The organism is Devosia yakushimensis (assembly GCF_030159855.1).
Lineage (GTDB): Bacteria > Pseudomonadota > Alphaproteobacteria > Rhizobiales > Devosiaceae > Devosia > Devosia yakushimensis.
The window spans coordinates 83,357-100,744 of record NZ_BSNG01000002.1 but is presented as its reverse complement, the minus strand read 5'-3'; the positions used below and the strand labels follow the sequence as shown (position 1 = coordinate 100,744).

14 protein-coding genes are annotated in these 17,388 nt (G+C 63.0%); 5 read left to right on the top strand and 9 right to left on the bottom strand.

Going from position 1 to position 17,388, the window contains the following annotated elements:
* The first annotated feature begins 13 nt into the window (after positions 1-13).
* On the top strand, positions 14-412 hold the full coding sequence (locus QQL79_RS17680) for a VOC family protein (RefSeq protein ID WP_284393096.1): 399 nt from the start codon (positions 14-16) through the stop codon (positions 410-412).
* A 78-nt stretch (positions 413-490) separates the two neighbouring features.
* On the opposite strand, the gene QQL79_RS17675 is transcribed toward QQL79_RS17680, so the two are convergent.
* Positions 491-2,767, bottom strand: a complete 2,277-nt coding sequence (locus QQL79_RS17675; RefSeq protein WP_284393094.1) for an NADP-dependent malic enzyme — start codon at positions 2,765-2,767, stop codon at positions 491-493.
* A 189-nt stretch (positions 2,768-2,956) separates the two neighbouring features.
* On the opposite strand from QQL79_RS17675, the gene QQL79_RS17670 reads away from it, so the two are divergent.
* The gene (locus tag QQL79_RS17670) at positions 2,957-4,213 is read left to right on the top strand and encodes a D-amino acid dehydrogenase (protein WP_284393092.1); all 1,257 of its coding nucleotides are present in this window, start codon (positions 2,957-2,959) and stop codon (positions 4,211-4,213) included.
* Here the strand turns inward: QQL79_RS17670 and QQL79_RS17665 are convergent.
* Entirely contained in the window at positions 4,210-4,941 is a 732-nt protein-coding gene (locus QQL79_RS17665; RefSeq protein ID WP_284393091.1) for a phosphatase PAP2 family protein, read from the bottom strand. The two genes, QQL79_RS17670 and QQL79_RS17665, sit on opposite strands and share 4 nt — an antisense overlap.
* 149 nt (positions 4,942-5,090) lie before the next feature.
* Here QQL79_RS17665 and QQL79_RS17660 point away from each other — a divergent pair, with 149 nt between their 5' ends.
* Positions 5,091-6,035: a diacylglycerol/lipid kinase family protein gene (locus QQL79_RS17660; RefSeq protein WP_284393089.1), complete on the top strand. Its 945-nt coding sequence runs from the start codon at positions 5,091-5,093 to the stop codon at positions 6,033-6,035.
* Entirely contained in the window at positions 6,032-6,859 is an 828-nt protein-coding gene (locus QQL79_RS17655; RefSeq protein ID WP_284393087.1) for a metallophosphoesterase family protein, read from the top strand. Before QQL79_RS17660 ends, QQL79_RS17655 begins: the two co-directional genes overlap by 4 nt.
* A 9-nt stretch (positions 6,860-6,868) precedes the next feature.
* Here QQL79_RS17655 and QQL79_RS17650 read toward each other — a convergent pair whose 3' ends face one another.
* The 7 genes from QQL79_RS17650 to QQL79_RS17620 all read right to left on the bottom strand — a co-directional run bounded on the left by QQL79_RS17650 (position 6,869) and on the right by QQL79_RS17620 (position 16,277).
* Positions 6,869-8,974: a putative bifunctional diguanylate cyclase/phosphodiesterase gene (locus tag QQL79_RS17650; protein ID WP_348523188.1), complete on the bottom strand. Its 2,106-nt coding sequence runs from the start codon at positions 8,972-8,974 to the stop codon at positions 6,869-6,871.
* Between the two features lie 581 nt (positions 8,975-9,555).
* On the bottom strand, positions 9,556-10,782 hold the full coding sequence (locus QQL79_RS17645; protein ID WP_284393086.1) for an MFS transporter: 1,227 nt from the start codon (positions 10,780-10,782) through the stop codon (positions 9,556-9,558).
* Positions 10,783-10,867: 85 nt separating this feature from the next.
* A complete protein-coding gene (locus QQL79_RS17640) occupies positions 10,868-11,968 on the bottom strand; it encodes an exo-alpha-sialidase (protein WP_284393084.1) in 1,101 nt (366 codons plus the stop codon).
* Between the two features lie 39 nt (positions 11,969-12,007).
* Positions 12,008-12,934 carry a carbohydrate ABC transporter permease gene (locus tag QQL79_RS17635; protein ID WP_284393082.1) on the bottom strand — a complete coding sequence of 309 codons (927 nt, stop codon included), beginning with the start codon at positions 12,932-12,934 and terminating at the stop codon, positions 12,008-12,010.
* Entirely contained in the window at positions 12,931-13,833 is a 903-nt protein-coding gene (locus tag QQL79_RS17630) for a carbohydrate ABC transporter permease (RefSeq protein WP_284393080.1), read from the bottom strand. Before QQL79_RS17630 ends, QQL79_RS17635 begins: the two co-directional genes overlap by 4 nt.
* Before the next feature lie 10 nt (positions 13,834-13,843).
* The gene (locus QQL79_RS17625; protein ID WP_284393079.1) at positions 13,844-15,151 is read right to left on the bottom strand and encodes an extracellular solute-binding protein; all 1,308 of its coding nucleotides are present in this window, start codon (positions 15,149-15,151) and stop codon (positions 13,844-13,846) included.
* 40 nt (positions 15,152-15,191) lie between these two features.
* Positions 15,192-16,277, bottom strand: a complete 1,086-nt coding sequence (locus QQL79_RS17620; protein ID WP_284393065.1) for an ABC transporter ATP-binding protein — start codon at positions 16,275-16,277, stop codon at positions 15,192-15,194.
* A gap of 214 nt (positions 16,278-16,491) precedes the next feature.
* On the opposite strand from QQL79_RS17620, the gene QQL79_RS17615 reads away from it, so the two are divergent.
* Positions 16,492-17,370, top strand: coding sequence for a dihydrodipicolinate synthase family protein (locus QQL79_RS17615; RefSeq protein WP_284393064.1), 879 nt, complete (start codon positions 16,492-16,494; stop codon positions 17,368-17,370).
* The last annotated feature ends 18 nt before the right edge of the window (positions 17,371-17,388 follow it).

Here is a 17,388-nt window from a genome sequence, read left to right as displayed (position 1 = left end):
GAGGAGGATCAGCATGACCGACACACCAGCCACCAGTGGCCTTACCCCCTATATCAATGTCGATGGCGTCGCCGATGCCATCGAATTCTACAAGAAGGCCTTCGGCGCCATTGAACGCGACCGCAATGCGGCCAGTAGCGACGATCCGCGCGTGATGCACGCCCATATCGAGATCAACGGCGCGCCGCTATTTCTCTCCGATTTCTTCCCCGAACACGGCTTCCCGGCCGTCGCGCCACAGGGCTACAACTTGCATTTGCAGGTCGACGACGCCAAAAGCTGGTTCGACCGGGCCGTCGCCGCCGGCGCCACCGTCACCATGCCGCTCGAAGTGCAGTTCTGGGGCGACACCTATGGCCAGCTCAAAGACCCCCATGGCGTGACCTGGGCCATCGGCCAGGGCAAGGCATAGCCAATCAGGCCGGGCGGGCATCCATCAGCCCTATCGTCCCCTCCCCCTGGGGGAGGGGACAGCATCGTGGTCCTCTACCTACGCGTTCGCCACGTCCAGCGCCTCGGTCGCGGCAATCGCCGCCATATTGACCACGCCGCGGCTGGTCACCGACGGCGCCAGAATATGCGCCGGCTGCTTGGTGCCCATCAGGATCGGCCCCACCGGCAGCGCATTATTGAGCTCCTTGAGCAGCGTCATCGACAGGTTCGCCGATTCAAGGTTCGGGAAGATCAACAGGTTCGCCTCACCCTTCAGCACCGAATTGGGCACATAGCGCTCGCGCAGCTCGGCATTCACCGCCAGATCGCCCTGCATTTCGCCATCGACGACGAGATCAGGCGCGACCTCCTGCAACCGCTCGAACACTTCGCGCATCTTTTCCGAGGTCGCCCCATCGCGCGAGCCGAAATTGGAATAGCTGAGCAAAGCCGCCCGCGCCTCGATATTGAAGCGCTTGAGATGGTCGCGCGCCTGCAGCGTGATCGCCACGATCTCCTCGGCGCTCGGATCGATATTCACATAGGTATCGGCGAGGAAAAACACGCCCCGATTCATGATCAGCATGGAAAGCGCCGACAATTGCGAACTGTATGGCGCCAGCCCAATCACCGATTGAATATCGCGCGCATGCTTGATGAACCGGCCCTGCAAGCCGCAGATCAAGGCATCCGCCTCGCCCCGCCGCACGGCCAGCGCCCCGATCACCGTCGTATTGGTGCGCACAATGGTTTTTGCCGTGTCGGGCGTCACGCCCTTGCGGCCGGTAATCTCGTGGAATAGCGCGACATAATCGCGGTAGCGCGGATCGTCCTCGGGATTGATCACATCAAAATCGCGCCCCGCCTTGAGCGTCAGCCCGAAGCGCTCGATGCGCTGCTCGATCACCGAGGGTCGCCCGATCAGGATCGAGCGGCCAATGCCGTCTTCCAGCATGACCTGGGTGGCGCGCAGCACGCGCTCATCCTCGCCATCGGCAAAGGCAATGCGCTTGCCCTCGCCCTGCGCCCGCTCAAGCATCGGCTTCATCACCATGCCGGAGCGGAACACGAAGCGATTAAGGCTATCGCGATAGGCGGCAAAATCGGCAATCGGCCGCTGCGCCACCCCGGACTCCATCGCCGCCTTGGCCACCGCCGGCGCAATGCGCAGGATCAGCCGCTGATCGAACGGATTGGGAATGAGGTATTCCGGCCCAAAGATCGCCGGCACGCCATGCGCCGAAGCCTCCAGCCCCGGCTCATGCGCGAGCCTGGCAATGGCATGCGCCGCCGCGGCCTTCATCTCCTCATTGATAACAGTCGCCCCGCAATCCAGCGCTCCCCGGAACAGGAAGGGGAAGCACAGCACATTATTGACCTGGTTGGGATAGTCCGAACGCCCCGTGCAGATCATCGCATCAGGCCGCGCCTCGCGCGCCAGTTCCGGCATGATTTCGGGAATGGGATTACTGAGCGCCAGGATCAGCGGATTGGCCGCCATATCCTTCATCATCTCGGGCTTGAGCGCCCCGGCCTTGGACAGCCCGACATAAATATCGGCGCCTGCCATGACTTCGCTGAGCTCAGTCTTATCGGTATCCTGCGCAAAAGCCCCGCGCCACCGATCGACCGAATTGTCCCGCTTCTTGGTGACCAGCCCCTTGGAGTCCGCGATCCAGATATTTTCGCGTTTGGCCCCCACCGCCACCAGCATATTCATGCAGGCAATGGCCGCCGCACCCGCGCCGGACGTGGCGATCTTGACCTTGGCAATATCCTTGCCCACCAGCTTCATCGCGTTGATCACCGCCGCGGCGACAATGATGGCGGTGCCGTGCTGATCGTCATGAAACACCGGAATATTCATCCGCTCGCGCAGCGCTTCTTCGATCTCAAAGCATTCCGGCGCCTTGATATCTTCTAGATTAACCCCGCCAAAGCTGGGCTCCAGCGGCGCCACGATCTCGATGAACCGCTTGGGGTCCTGCTCATTGACCTCGATATCGATGGAATCGATGCCGGCGAACTTCTTGAACAGCACCGCCTTGCCTTCCATCACCGGCTTGCTGGCCAGCGCCCCGATATTGCCCAGCCCCAGCACGGCGGTGCCATTGGAGATCACGGCAACCAGATTGCCCTTGGCGGTGTACTTGTAAGCCGCCTGCGGATCGGCCGCGATTGCCTCGCAGGGAATGGCGACACCAGGCGAATAGGCCAGCGACAAATCCCGCGTATTGGCCAGGGGCTTGGTCGCCACGATCTCAAGCTTGCCCGGACGCGGATATTCATGAAAGTGCAGCGCCGCATCATGCAGGCTATTGGTATCGGTGGACATGTCGGTAACTCCTCCCCAGGACGTCGGTTTCTAGCTGGCGCACGGGTATGGAACAGCGCTCCCCCCACCGCAAACCCGACCTTAGACTAACCAAATCAGGCGACACTGCGTGTATGGCAGTTTTTCCATCGACATCCCCGATCCGCCCGATAGTGTCGGTCAACATTTGCATCGTGAAGAACCCTCGTCATGAAAATCCTCATCCTCGGCTCCGGCGTCATCGGCACCACCACGGCTTACTACCTGGCCCGGGATGGCCACGAGGTCACGGTCATCGACCGCCAGCCCGGCCCGGCGCTCGAAACCAGCTTCGCCAATGCCGGGGAAATCTCGCCAGGCTATGCCTCGCCCTGGGCTGGGCCCGGCATTCCGCAAAAAGCGGTCAAATGGCTGATGATGACCCATCCGCCGCTGATTCTGCGCGCTTCGCTCGACCCGGCCATGATCGAATGGGGCCTGCGCATGCTGGCCAATTGCACCAGCAAGGCCTACGCCATCAACAAGGCCCGCATGGTCCGCATTGCCGAATATAGCCGCGACATGCTCATCGCCCTGCGCGCCGAAACGGCCATTGCCTATGACGAACGCATGCAGGGCACATTGCAGCTCTTTCGCGAGCAGAAACAGGTCGATGCCGCCCACAAGGATATCGAGGTGCTCGAGCAATATGGCGTGCCCTACCAGGTGCTCGACCGCGCCGGCTGCATCGCGGCCGAACCGGGCCTCGCCAATTCCACTGCCACCATTGCCGGCGGGCTGCGCCTGCCGCATGACGAAACCGGCGACTGCTTCATCTTCACCAACAGGCTGGCCGAGATGGCCAGGGCCCTGGGCGTCGACTTCCGCTTCAACACCACGATCCAGGCCATCGAGCAGCAGGGCGACCGCATCACCTCGGTCAAGACCGATGCCGGCACGCTGACCGCGGACCATTATGTGCTCGCCATGGGCAGTTTCACCCCGCTTATGGCCAGGACACTGGGCCTCAAACTGCCCATCTACCCGGTCAAGGGCTATTCGATAACCGCCCCGATCAGCGATGCGGCCAAGGCTCCGGTCTCGACCGTGCTCGACGAAAGCTACAAGATCGCCGTTACCCGCCTGGGCGACCGGATCCGGGTCGGCGGCATGGCCGAGCTGTCCGGCTATAATACAAGGCTCAACCCCAAGCGCCGCGAAACCCTGGCCTATTGCGTCAATGACCTTTTCCCCGGTGCCGGCGACACGGCGGCCGCCAGCTTCTGGACCGGCATGCGGCCGATGACGCCCGATGGCACGCCGGTGCTGGGGCGCGGCAAACAGGCCAATCTCTTCATCAATGCCGGACACGGCACATTGGGCTGGACCATGGCCTGCGGCTCGGGCCGCGCCATTGCCGACCTCATTGCCGGCAAGACGCCTGAGATCGACATGACCGACCTCGGGCCCGAGCGCTATTTGCGCTAGGATGCCGGGCCGGACTGCTCGACCTTGCCGCGCCGCTGCAACCAGAAGGCGATGAGGCTGCATCCCAATGCCCAGGCCGCGCCCAGGCACCAGCCGGCCAGCACATCGCTGGGAAAATGCACGCCCATATAGAGCCTGCTGGTGCCCACGATCAGCGTCAGGAAGATCGCCGCGCCAATGCTGAAAATCCGCAAGGCGCGGGTCGGCGCCAGCTGAGCCAGGATGGCGCCAAGCGTCAGGAAAGTCACGGCCGACAGCATGGCATGGCCGCTGGGAAAGCTTGCCGTGAACTGGTGGGACATTGTCGTCAGGTCCGGGCGCGGACGATCATAGCTCATTTTGAGCAGCGTACTGAGCAAGGTCCCCCCCAGCACCGAAGTCAAAACCAAAAAGGCCGCGCCGCGCATCCGCGCGAGGAACAGATAGATCACGACCCCGCTGACCAATAGGCCCAGAAAAGCGAAACTCCCCAGCGCCGTGACGTCGCGCACCATTTCCTGCATCCAGGGCGGCCCGATGACGCGGTCGATATCGGCCGGGTCGCGAAACAGCATCAGGATGGCGCGGTCGAAGGCCTCCGTTTCGCCTTCCAGCATTTCGTCGGCCAGCCGCAGAAAGCCCAGCACCAGGCCGCTGACCACCACAATGCCACTCAGCAGCAGCGCCTCGGCTTTAACGAAATCACGCAGGGCCTGGTATTGGCGAGTGCGGACAAGGTTTTGCAGCATATGTCGAAATCCTCTCCGGTGTCGGCGGCAAACGCCCGCCGCCTCGTCCATGTTCCACACATAGGGCAGGCCATTGCCGGCACAAGGCTGAACCAAAGGCCTCACCGCGCCGTTACTTGTCCCAAGAGCCTCTTCTTGTTGTGAACGGCATGACCGCACGAACCTATCACGTCATCTTCAACGCCAATGCCGGAACGGCCCTGGCAACCGGCATTACCGAGGCCGCGCTTGCCCAGATGTTTGCCAGCCAGGGGCTTGCCGCGCATATCGATGCCGATGCGAGCCGGCCCATGGCCGAACGCATCGAACAGGCGCTGGCCAGCCCTGCCGATACCATCGTTGCCGCCGGCGGCGACGGCACCATCACCGCCCTCGGCGGGGCCATGCTCGGCAGCGGCAAATCGCTGGCCATCCTGCCGCTGGGCACCGTCAATGCGCTGGCCAAGGACCTCCGCATTCCCCTCGATACATCAGCCGCCGTCGCCGCCCTCGCCCAGAGCGTCGAGCAGCAGATCGATGTCGGGGAGGTCAATGGCCGGTTTTTCCTCCATAAGGTCGTTATCGGCCTGATCCCCGGCATGGCCGCCGGGCGCGAGCATATCCGCACCATGCCCGGCGTTTCGGCCAAGGTGGGGTTCATGCGCTATTTCTTCCGCCGCCTGGCGCGAAACCGCCGCATCGCCATTGCCATAGATGCCGGCGATACCGGCCAGCCCAGGGTGGAGCGTGTGCAGGCCGTGGCGGTGGCCAGCAATTCCTATGACGAGGGCTTCGGGCGGTTTTTCGCCCGGGAGCGGCTCGATGGTGGCACCCTCACGCTTTACGTTCTAAAACGGTTCGGTTTCGTCGATTTCGTCCGCCTCACCAGCGGCATGCTGGTTGGCCGCTGGCATCAGGACGAAGCTTTGCAGGTCGAAAGTGTTGGTGCCGTGACCATCGACAGCCACAAGGGACTACTCAAGGTGATGTTTGACGGCGAGATCGAGACGCTGGCGACGCCGCTGCATTTCACCATCCGTCCCAAGGCGCTGACCGTGCTGGCGCCCCCTGCCCTGGCCGAGGCGCCGCCTCCCGATCAGGCGCTGCCAGCATGAAGCTCGTCCACCTTTCCGATCTGCATTTCGGCCATCACGACCCCGCGGCAGCCGCCGGACTTGCCGCCGACATTGCCGGCATCGCGCCCGATCTCGTCGTCATCAGCGGCGACTTTACCCAGGTGGGCAGCAGCCGGGAATTCATCGCCGCCCGCGCCTTTCTCGATACCCTGCACAGCCCGATCTTTGCCGTCCCGGGCAATCATGACGTGCCGGCGGTCAATGTCCTGCGCCGCTTCCTCAATCCCTATGGGCTTTACCGGCGCTACATCGCCCAGGACCTCGAACCCTTCCTCGAAATGCAGGGCGTGGCGCTATTGGGCATGCGCACGTCGCGCCGGGCGCGCCTCGAATGGAATTGGGGCCACGGCACCATTTCCCGCGACCAGCTCGAAGACCTCGAAACCCGCTTCGCCAGGGCATCGCCCGATGCGATCCGGGTGGTGGTAGCGCATCACCCCCTGCTCTTTCCCACCGAGCCCATGCTGCAAAAGACCAAACGGGTGAAGCGGGCCGACGAAGCGCTCGAAACCTTCGCCCGGCTCGGCGTCAGGCTCGTGCTCTCGGGTCACTTTCATCTGTCCTATGTGCGCAAGCACGAGGCCGAGGGCACGACCGGGCACGGGGCGCCGACCGGCCTCAGGAAATCGGCCGTGGCCCCCATCCTGGTTGCCCAGGCTTCCTCGACCATATCGACCCGGCTGCGGGGCGAGCCCAATGCCTATAACATCATCACCATAACGCCTGAACGCATCGCCATCACCGTGCGGGAATGGCGGGACCGGGCCTGGGTGACGCGCGAGAAGGAATCCGAACCGGTCTGAAAAACGGGTTCAGGCCGAGCGGGCGACGAGGCTCACCGCGATATCCTCGGCGCGCACCGTCACCACCGCCTGCCCCGACACATCCCCTCCCGCCAGCGTCAGCTGGCCGCTGGTGATGATCTGCTGCAGCGGCGCGGGCCGGCCCAGGAGATACCCCTGGGCTTCATCGCATCCTTCGCTCGTCAGCAATGCCAATTGCCCATGGGTCTCGATGCCCTCGGCCAAGACCGGAATATCGAGGCTTTTGCCCAGCGCCAGCACGGCGCGGATAATGGCCTTGGCCTGTGGGCTCGATTCCACCTCGCTCATGAAGGAGCGGTCGAGCTTGATCTTGTCGAAGGGGAAGGCGCGCAGGGTATCGAGCGAGGAATAGCCGGTGCCGAAATCGTCGAGCGCGATATTGACCCCCAGCGCCTTGATCTGGCCGAGCATGTAAAGCGACCGCTCCCTATCGGCGAAGATCGTCGATTCGGTCAGCTCCAGCTCCAGTCGCTCCGGCGCCAGCCCGGTTTCGGCCAGCACATCGGCCACCAGCTTGGGCAGGTCGGTATGCACGAACTGCACCGGCGAGAGATTGACCGCCACCTTGTAAGGCGGCTCCCACGACGCCGCCCTGGCGCAGGCGGTGCGCAAGATCCATTCGCCCATCTGCAGGATGAGCCCATTTTCCTCGGCCAGCGGGATGAATTCGGCCGGCGCGATAAATCCGCGCTGCGGATGCTCCCAGCGCAGCAGCGCCTCATAGCCGCGGATCTCCCCGGTCGAGATCGAGGTCTGCACCTGGTAGTGGATATCGAGTTGATTGGCCTCGAGCGCCTCGCGCAATTCACTCGCCAGGTTCCGGCGCGCCCGCACGATCTCGTCCATCGATCGCTCATAAAAACAGACTGCCCGGGCGATATCGGCCTTGGCGCGATACATGGCCAAGTCGGCATTGTTGACCAGGGCTTCCTTGCTCGCGGCATCATCCGGGTAGATGGCGACACCCAGGCTGGCGCCCGGAATCACCTCGAAATCGTCGAGCCGGATCGGCTTGAACAGGCTCGCCTCCAGCCGCGACAGGAAATCGGCCAGCTCGCCCCGGCCCCGCATGCGGCTCACGGCGGCAAATTCGTCGCCGCCGAGCCGGGCGATGAATTCGCCCTCGCCCAACAGCTTGGTCATCCGCCGCGCCAGCACCTGCAGCACCTCATCGCCAATGGCATGGCCACGCAGGTCGTTGATTTCCTTGAAACGGTCGAGATCGATGCCGATCAGGGCCACCTTGCCCCCGGTATCGGCCACCCAATCCAGTTCGTGGTCGAGGTGATCGTTGAAACTGGCCCGGTTCGGCAGGCCCGTAAGACTGTCGCTCATGGCCATCTGGCGCAGCTTTTCATAGGATTCGGCGCGCATGCTGTCATCGATGAGATAGCTGGCGACACCCGCCCCCAGAATGACCAGGGCCACGCCCGCCACCGCCAGAGCCAGGGCCTGCAAGGCGGCCGGATTGGAAAACGACCCCTCGATCAGCATGGGCGACACGCGGAACGCGGTCATGCCGGTAAAATGCAGGCACACAATCGCCAGCACCAGCGCCCCGGTAGCCCAATATTTATCGCTCCCCGCAACCCGGCGCATCGCCAGATGCATGGCCAGCGCCGACAGCACCACCGACAGAAGGATCGAAGCGACCAGGTAATTCATCTCCCAGGAGATGATGCCCTGCACCCGATAGGCCATCATCCCCGTATAATGCATCGCCACGATGGCAAGACCCACAACGGCCCCGCCCAGCGCCGGCGCCAGCCGCGTCAGCCCGCTGGCCGCCAGCACGAAACCCAGCTGCACGCCCACCATGGCGATCAGCAGCGAAACAATGGTCATGACCGGATCGAACCCCACCGGGGCGCCGGGATCATAGGCCAGCATGGCGATGAAATGGGTGCACCAGATCGATGAGCCCGCCGCCACCGCCGTCAGGAAATGCCAGCCGGCCCGCTGCAATCCGGTGGTATTGGCGGCGCGGCTGAACAGCCGGATCGTGGCGGAAGACCCGGCCAGGCACACCAGCGCCGCGACCAGCACCAGCCAGATATTGTGTTCGTAAAGGACGCAATTGAGGACAGTCATCATGGCTGTTTGCTATTTTTTTAATCCCGCCGATGCGGGTGATGTTGGGAGAGGTGTGTCGTGGATCGCGCCATGGGGCCGCTGGCCTGCCCTAGCCAGGGTGCAGGATATGTCCGGCAGGGCTGCCAGTGTCACGATATCGACCCATCAAGCGTCCAGCACAATTGGCGAGCGCCGCAGGGCACCCGCACATTTCTCCACCTTGCCCGCCATGACTGGCAGACCCATTCTGCGGGAGACTGAAAAGGCTTGTTCGGCCCGACCCAGGCAAAGGACTGTTGCGGTACGCCCCCGCTGTCCTTTCCTGACCCCCAATGATCGGGGAGTTGGAAAACCGAGTATGCCCGGTCCCGTGAGCCTTTAGTTCGAGAACCTGGACATGCGCCCGCGGCTCCCCGACCATGAGATCAGGGTTGGGGTGCTCGAAACGGCGAGCACCAACCGGCATACTTGGGGTTTCCACGCCCCAGGGCCGTGCGTACGACCCCGATCCCCTATAGAGGGCAAGACGTTAATGCTTTTGTACGCCGGCCCGTTCCCGGACCGGCCGGTCCGCGCTTGGTAAATAGAGTGCTTCGCCTCGCTCAGGCAGGTTGCGCCGCGCCCGGCCTGTCATCCTGGTCCCGCTGGGGCGGCGGAAACGCCAGCGCCATGCCCGCTGCTGCCACGCCCACCGCCGCCGAAGCGATATAAAGCCAGTGATAGGTGCCATAAGTATCGTAAAGCCACCCGCCGCCAACCGGGCCGAAGGCCATGCCGATGCTCGAGGTCATGGTCGCCGCGCCCAGCACCGTCCCCATGACGCGGGGCCCGAAATAGTCGCGCGCCAGCACGGCATAGAGCGGCATGACCCCGCCATAGGCCATGCCCAGCACCACCGCGAGCATGTAGAACTGATTCAGCTGCGTCACATAAATATAGCTGTAGATACCGATGGCCTGCAGCGCCAGACCCGCCACCAGCACCCGGCGGACACCGAGCCGGTCGGCCAGAACGCCGAAGATCAACCGGCCGAAAAGCCCCGCCACCCCTTCCACGCTATAGATGCTCGCCGCCGCCAGCGAAGAGGCGCCGCAGATCATGGCATAGCTGACCGTGTGGAAGATTGGCCCGGAATGGGCGGCGCAACAGAGGAAAAAGGTCGCCGCGAGCACGATGAATTGCGGCGTGCGCAAAGCCTTGACCGCTGGCGACGATACCCGCCCTTCCGGTCCCGGACCATTTGCGGCAACGGCCTCTTCAAGCATGGCCGGGGCCCGGCGGATAAGCAGGCCCGCCGGAATGAGCAGGACCACGGCGCCGATGGCGATGGCCAGCATGGCGCTGCGCCAGCCGAAATTGCTGATCAACACGCTGGCAAAAGGCGTGCCCACCATTGGCGCAACACCGCCGCCGACCGAAACCAGCGACACGGCCAGGCTCCGGTGCTTGTCGAACCAGCCCACCGCAGTGGCCATGATCGGGGCGAAGAACGCCCCGCCCGACGCTCCGACCATTCCGCCATAGGCAAATTGAAACACCAGGAGATCCGTGGCGCGGCTGGCCAGCACCAGCCCGGCTCCCAAAAGGAGCGATGCCATGAGCACGACAGGCCGCGCCCCGATCCGGTCGCTGAGCGTGCCCCAGCCGAACCCGGCAATGCCCATGACCACGAAACCCACGGTCATGGCGCCCGAAATGCCGGCCCGCGTCCAGCCCGTCTCTTCGGCAATCGGCTGCAGATAGACCGGCAGGGCGAACATCGCCCCCATCGCCACGCACGTAATCAGCGCGCCCGCCGCCACGATGACCCAACCATACCGCTCATTCATTTTCCGCTCCTCCGGATAACCTGTCTGCCCGACGAGCGGGCGGCAGGCCTTTCGACAGATGGCGGGAAGATTCGTATGCGGTTTTCTAGATTTCAGCCGGGTCGAACAAAGTCCCCCCGATGAAGCGGTCCCGGTCCATGCCGTAATTGTAATAATAGACCGTCAGCACCTTGCCGTCATCGCGCACCACGCTGCGCGGATAGCCCAGGTCCGACATGCCGCCATCGTCGCGCAGCACGATCTCGTCTCCCCAGCTCACACCATTATCGGAGCTGAAGCGCGCCCGCATGCCGAAGGGGGCATCGCGGAAGCCATAGACCATTACCAGGCGTCCATCCTTGAGGCGGTTGAGCGTCGGCGGATTGCCGCCATAGCCCGTATTGGGCACAGGCCGCCCCTCATAGGTCCATGTCCTGCCCTCGTCGCGCGAGCGATATTGGTCGATCCAGGCACGCCGGTCCGGCCCTTTGCCGGGCGTGGCACAGCGCACCAGCGTAAGCACGCTGCCATCGGTCTGGCGCAGCGAAGCGGGCATGATGCCATAGCCCTCGGGCTCCTCACCGACAAAGCCTTCAAACGAAAAGCTTCTGCCGCCATCGCTTGTGCGGGCGGCAAAGACCCGCCCCTCTTTCCCGTTCGCCTTGACCGCGGTGAGCAGGAACAGCGCATCATGCTTGCCGAGCGGCACGATATCGGTGCGCGCCGAAATGCCGGGCAATCCGAAGTCGCCGATGCGATAGGGCCCCTGCCAGGAGCGGGCACGATCGCGGCTGACATAGAACCAGCTTATCGAACCCGCATCGAGCCCGGTGCGTGCGCACATCAGAATCGTTTCGGGATCGGTGAAGTCGATCGGTTCGGCCAGTGGGGGCAGGTCGCGATCCCTCACGATATTGGGCTGGCTCTGCAGCGCCTCGATCACATGCTCGTCGCCGGAAAGCGACGTGCCGCCGGGAATTGCGCCATTGAACGGCTCGCTGACCCAGGTAAGGCCCCCATCGAGGCTCCGCGCCTGCTTGCCGATAAAGGGGCGCGTCTTGTCGCGGGCATGCAGGTTTTCCTGCCCCCCACGATAGCCCTGGGAAAACACCGCAACCACTTCATCGCCCCAGATCCAGAGGCCGTAATTGGCCGGCCAGGCGGCGAACTCGCCGTCCCGTGCATAGACTTCGACATGCTGGATCATCGCTAAAACTCCGCGAATAGGTCAAAAGGATAAAAAGGATCAGCCCTTGACGCCGCTCGTGACCGCACCGTCGATGACGTAGCGCTGCGCGAACAGGAACACGATGATGATGGGCAGAGTAATGAGCGTGGCCATGGCCATGACCACATTCCAGCGCGCGTCTGGACCGCTTTGCAGCAATTGCAATCCGATCTGCAGCGTCGCCATCTCGCGCTGGGAGGTGAGGATCAGCGGCCAGATAAAGTCGTTCCACGCGCTCTGAAAGCTCAGCACCCCAAGCACCGCCATGGCCGGCCGCGCCAGCGGCAACAGAATGCGCCAGAAGATAGTGAAAGGCTTGGCGCCGTCGAGCCGCGCCGATTCCTCATATTCGATCGGGATGCGCGAGAAAAACTGCCGCATCATGAAAATGCCGAACGGCGTCGCCGCCGTGGGCAGGATCATGCCCCAATAGGTATTGAGCAGGCCCGTGCCGCCATTGCCCAACCAGTCATTGCCGCCGGCAAAGGGGATTTTCTGCACGATCAGGAAAACCGGCACGATCTGGCTCTGCGCCGGCACCATGAGCAGGCCCACCACCAGCGCAAAGATCACATTGCGCCCCTTGAACTGCATCCGCGCCAGCGCGTAGCCGGCCAGGGCACAAAACACCATATTGGAGACGGTCGAGCCCAATGCATAGACTAGGCTATTGATCAGCTGCCGGCCGGTATCGGGCCCGGCAATAGCGTCGATATAATTCTGCCAGAGCAGGCTATTGGGAATGAAATTGGGCGGAAACTGGAAGGTCTCGGCATCGGTCTTGAACGAGGTCGATACCATCCACAGGAACGGGGTGATCGTCGCCAGCGCCGCAAAACTCAGCAGGACATAGCCGATAACCCGTTCCGCGACCGGCCAGAAACGGTCGGCGCTTTGCAAATTCGGCACGGCGCGGATAGCGCCGGATTGGGCAGCATCGGTCATGATTCACCCCGGCGCATGATCTTGGTACCCACGATGGAAAACAGCAGGATGGCCACGAACAACACAGTGGACATGGCCGCCGCATAGCCGAATTCGGTATAGCCGAAGGCGGTCTGATACATCTGGAACACGATGGTTTCGGTGGAGCCGAGCGGGCCGCCATTGGTCATCACATAAATGGCGCCGAACACCTGGAAGGTCTGCACGATCAGGATGATCATCAGATAGAAGGTCACCGAGCTCAGCATCGGCACGGTGATGCGCAGAAAAATATCGCGCGTCTTGGCGCCATCGAGCCGGGCCGCTTCATAGATATCGCTCGGAATATCCTGCAGCCCCGCCAGATAGATGATCATGGCCGTGCCGAAATCGCGCCAGATCGCCATGACGATCAGCGAGGTCATAGCCAGGTTCGGGCTTTGCAGCCAGGGCTGCGGCGGCAGGCCCATCTGCGCCAGCGCCCCATTGATCGGCCCCGAATAGGGCTCGTAGACATACATCCACACCACCGCCGCCGCGATTAGCGAGGTCAGCACCGGCAGGTAGAAAATGGTGCGGAACACGATGCGCCCGCGAAACCGCCCATTGAGCGCGACGGCCGCCAGCAGCCCCAGCACCATGGTCGGAAAGGTCACCCCGACCGTATAATAGGCCGTATTGCCCATGGCCTGGCGAAAGCGCCCATCGGCGAACAGCTTGAGGTAATTGTCGAACCAGACAAAATTGGTCGGCCGCAAAAAGGAAATATCGGTGAGGCTCATCACCAGCGTTCCCGCCGCCGGCAAAAGCAGCGACAGGAACAGGATGATCAGCGCCGGCGCGAGGAAGGCATAGGCGCTCCAATTCTGCGTAAAGCTCTGCGGTCTTTGCCCCGCCACTGTGCTCGATTGAAGCGCCATACCCGTCTCCCTAGCGGCTCAGGACCGCGGCAACTTCCGTCTCGGCCGCCTTGAGCGCCTCCTCGGCCGTCACGCGCTTGAACAGGGTCTCCTGCACCGCCCGGGCGATGATGGTGACCATGCGCGAGAACGCGGGAATGGCCGCTGCGGTCTGGGGTGCATAACTCGCCGTCTTGATGAATTTGGCGAGGAACGGATCGGCCTGCACGCTCGCATCCTGCTGGGCGGATTTGAGCACCGGCACGTTCTTCGAGGCCAGTGCGAAAGCCACCTGCTGTTCCTGCGACAGCGCAAACTCGACAAAGCTCAATGCCGCCGCCTGATTCGGCGATGCCTTGGTGACGGCAAAGGAGAACGGGTCCACGAGCGACGTGAAGCCGCCATTTTCCATCGGGATCGGCAGCACGTCGAATTCAAGCCCGGCCTTGAGCGCATTATTGGTCGAATAATTGCCCGCAATAATCATCGCCGCGCGGCTCTGATTGAGCGGGCTCGCCGAACCACCCGGCCCCAGGCCAAAGCCCAGATCGGTCACCTGGTCGGTATGCAGCAGCTCGAACATGAAATTGAGCGCCTTGAGCCCTTCGGGGCCGGCAAAGGCCGGCGCCGTCAGATCGGCATTGAACAGTGTGCCGCCGGCGCCCTGCAGCAACAGGGTGAAGATTTCCCAGGTCTCCAGATCATTGTGGAACATGCTGAAGCCAGCCACCTGCAACAGGCCGTTCTCGGCCCGATTGGTCAGCGCCTTGGCCCATTCACGCAATTCAGCCCAGTTCTGCGGCCCCTTGTCGGGATCAAGCCCCGCCTCGACCACCAGCTTGCGATTAATCCCCAGCCCGCGCGAGGTGCCATAGAGCGGCACCGAAACCTGCTCCCCGCCAATCTGCCCATAGGCCAGCAGCGAAGGGTCAAGCTCATCGAAATTGACATTGGCCAGACCCGTCTTGAGATCGGCCAGCTTGTCGCCGGTCGAATAGGTCAGCGTATAATCCCAGTGCTGGATGAACAGGTCCGGCGCCGTATTGCCATTGATGGCAGTCAGGATCTTTTCATTGAGCTGGCTGGGCTCGGCATAAAGGCTCGAATTGAGCTTGGTTTCGGGATGCGCGGCAGTGAAAGCGGCTTCCAGAGCCTCCCCGGCCGCCTTCTTGCTCCCTGCCAATTGCGACCAGAACACCAATTGCTGGTCCTGCGCAAAGGCGCGGCCAACGCTACCCGCCGCGGCTGCCAGGGCGATGCCGCTGGCAGCGGCGCCCAGCAGAAAACTACGGCGATTGGGGCTCATCGCCCCCGATTTATCCGTGGTGAATGCAGACAAGTTTTCCTCCCTTGCGTGACGCATCGCGTTTCTGGCTGGCTCAGACGGACCGCCTTTGCCCATCGCCATCGAACAGGTGCAATTGCTCGATTGCGGCATAAAGATCGAGCGGCACATCGGCCTTGATCGGCGGATCGCCATTGAGCAGCGCCGTGATGGCGTGACTGCCCAAAGCCGCATGAATGATCGTGTGCAGGCCCAGCCGCTCGACCGTATGCGGCACGACCGTCAGCTTGACCGCATCGGCCAGCGGGCTGGCACTGAAGAATTCCGGCCGAATGCCCAAAGTCACTGCCGCGCCCTTGGCGAACACCGCCCCATCATGGACCAGCGCAATCGGGTCCACCCCATCGGCCGCGATCTGCACGGACTTACCATCGGCGCCGAGCACCGTGGCGGCCAGCATGTTCATCGGCGGACTGCCGATAAACCCGGCAACGAACCGATTGACCGGCTTGTGATAGATATCCATGGGCCGGCCGACCTGTTCCACCCTGCCGCCATTGAGCACCACGATCCGGTCGGCCATGGTCATGGCTTCGAGCTGGTCATGGGTCACATAGACCATGGTCGCGCCCAGCTGCTTGTGCAGCCGCGTCAATTCGGTGCGCATTTCCATGCGCAGAGCCGCATCCAGATTGGACAGCGGCTCATCCATCAGAAAGATCGCCGGCTTGCGCACAATGGCGCGGGCAATCGCCACGCGCTGGCGCTGCCCGCCGGACAGCTTGGCCGGCTTGTCGCCCAGCCGCGTCCCCAGCTGCACGATATTGGCGGCCTTCTCGACCTGCTGGCGGATATCGTCCTTGGAGCGCCGCTCCATCTGCAGCGGGAAGGCAATATTGTCGAACACGCTCATATGCGGATAGAGCGCATAGGACTGGAACACCATGGCCACGCTGCGCGTCCCGGCAGGGCGGCGCGTCACATCATCGGCGCCGATGGCAATCTTGCCATCGCTCACCGGATCGAGCCCCGCGATCAGCCGCAGCAAGGTCGACTTGCCACACCCCGAGGGGCCGACAAACACGGCAAACTCGCCTTCCTCGATGGTCAGCGACACATCCTTGACCGCCTCGAACGCGCCATAGGCCTTCGAGACATGTGCCAGGTCCAATCCCGCCAAGAGCCATCCTCCTCTTCACGCTGCCGGCCGAAACAAGCCTCAAAACGGGCTCTTACCGGCCGGCGACGGATGGACCTTGCAACAAAAACCCAACCATGTAAATAGATTGATTGTACGACTTCTTGATCAGGTGATTGTATCAGTGACACAAGCTCTCGCAACGGGCAGCGCGGCTCATGAAATGCCAAGTTCCAGCAAGGACTTGGGAGGTATCGTGGCGGCGTCTCTGACGCCCCTGGCAGAGGACGGCAGCGTCGATATCGGGCGGATGAAGCATCACTTCGATTGGCTGTTCGCCCAGGGCTGCAGCTTCGTCTCGCCCTTCGGATCGACCGGCGAAGGCCCCTCATTCTCGGTCGCCGAGAAACACGCGGCACTGACCGCCCTGAAGCTGGCCGGGGTCGATATGGGCCGCGTCATCCCCGCCGCGATGAGCGCAGCGGTGGACGACACCGTGACCTCGATCCGCACCGCCCTGACCCTGGGCTGCCGCGCCATCCTGATCGTGCCACCCTATTATTATGGCTCGGCCAGCCAGGCCGGCATTGCCGACTTCTTCGCCGCCTGCGCCGCGCCCTTTGGCGGCAATTTCCCGCTCGACGTCGTGCTCTACCATATCCCGGCCATGAGCAAGATCGGCTTCGACCCCGAACTGGTCGCCGACCTGGTTGCCCGCTTCCCCAACCGGATCGCCGGCATCAAGGATTCCACCGGTGATCGCGATCACGCGCTCATGCTGGCCAGGACCTTTCCCAATCTGCGCATTTTCACCGGCGACGATCGCGTGCTGCCGCACTTGCTGGCAGCCGGTGGCGCCGGCATGATCGGTGGCCTGCCCAATGTGGTGGCCCCCGATCTTTGCGCCTTTTTCGCCGACCCCACAGGTCCCCGCGCCCAAACCATCATGGACCAGGCGGCCCTGCGGATTGCGGCCGTCGATGACTATGGCGGGATCAGCGCGCTCAGGGCGCTCAAGGCCGAAAGCTACGATGATGCCGCCTGGGCACAGCCCAAGGCCCCGCTACGAGCGCTGGATGGCGATAGCTATGCCCGGCTGCGCGCAGCCTTCGTCGGCAGCGGCTTCCAATTCTAGATTCCAATTGCCCGGCAA

What these genes read in the sequence shown, in the direction of transcription:
- QQL79_RS17675 (WP_284393094.1), bottom strand. Translation starts at nt 2,767, where the DNA reads ATGTCCACCGATACCAATAGCCTGCATGATGCGGCGCTGCACTTTCAT.
- QQL79_RS17680 (WP_284393096.1), top strand. Translation starts at nt 14, where the DNA reads ATGACCGACACACCAGCCACCAGTGGCCTTACCCCCTATATCAATGTC.
- QQL79_RS17635 (WP_284393082.1), bottom strand. Translation starts at nt 12,934, where the DNA reads ATGACCGATGCTGCCCAATCCGGCGCTATCCGCGCCGTGCCGAATTTG.
- QQL79_RS17645 (WP_284393086.1), bottom strand. Translation starts at nt 10,782, where the DNA reads ATGAATGAGCGGTATGGTTGGGTCATCGTGGCGGCGGGCGCGCTGATT.
- QQL79_RS17670 (WP_284393092.1), top strand. Translation starts at nt 2,957, where the DNA reads ATGAAAATCCTCATCCTCGGCTCCGGCGTCATCGGCACCACCACGGCT.
- QQL79_RS17665 (WP_284393091.1), bottom strand. Translation starts at nt 4,941, where the DNA reads ATGCTGCAAAACCTTGTCCGCACTCGCCAATACCAGGCCCTGCGTGAT.
- QQL79_RS17650 (WP_348523188.1), bottom strand. Translation starts at nt 8,974, where the DNA reads ATGATGACTGTCCTCAATTGCGTCCTTTACGAACACAATATCTGGCTG.
- QQL79_RS17660 (WP_284393089.1), top strand. Translation starts at nt 5,091, where the DNA reads ATGACCGCACGAACCTATCACGTCATCTTCAACGCCAATGCCGGAACG.
- QQL79_RS17630 (WP_284393080.1), bottom strand. Translation starts at nt 13,833, where the DNA reads ATGGCGCTTCAATCGAGCACAGTGGCGGGGCAAAGACCGCAGAGCTTT.
- QQL79_RS17655 (WP_284393087.1), top strand. Translation starts at nt 6,032, where the DNA reads ATGAAGCTCGTCCACCTTTCCGATCTGCATTTCGGCCATCACGACCCC.
- QQL79_RS17640 (WP_284393084.1), bottom strand. Translation starts at nt 11,968, where the DNA reads ATGATCCAGCATGTCGAAGTCTATGCACGGGACGGCGAGTTCGCCGCC.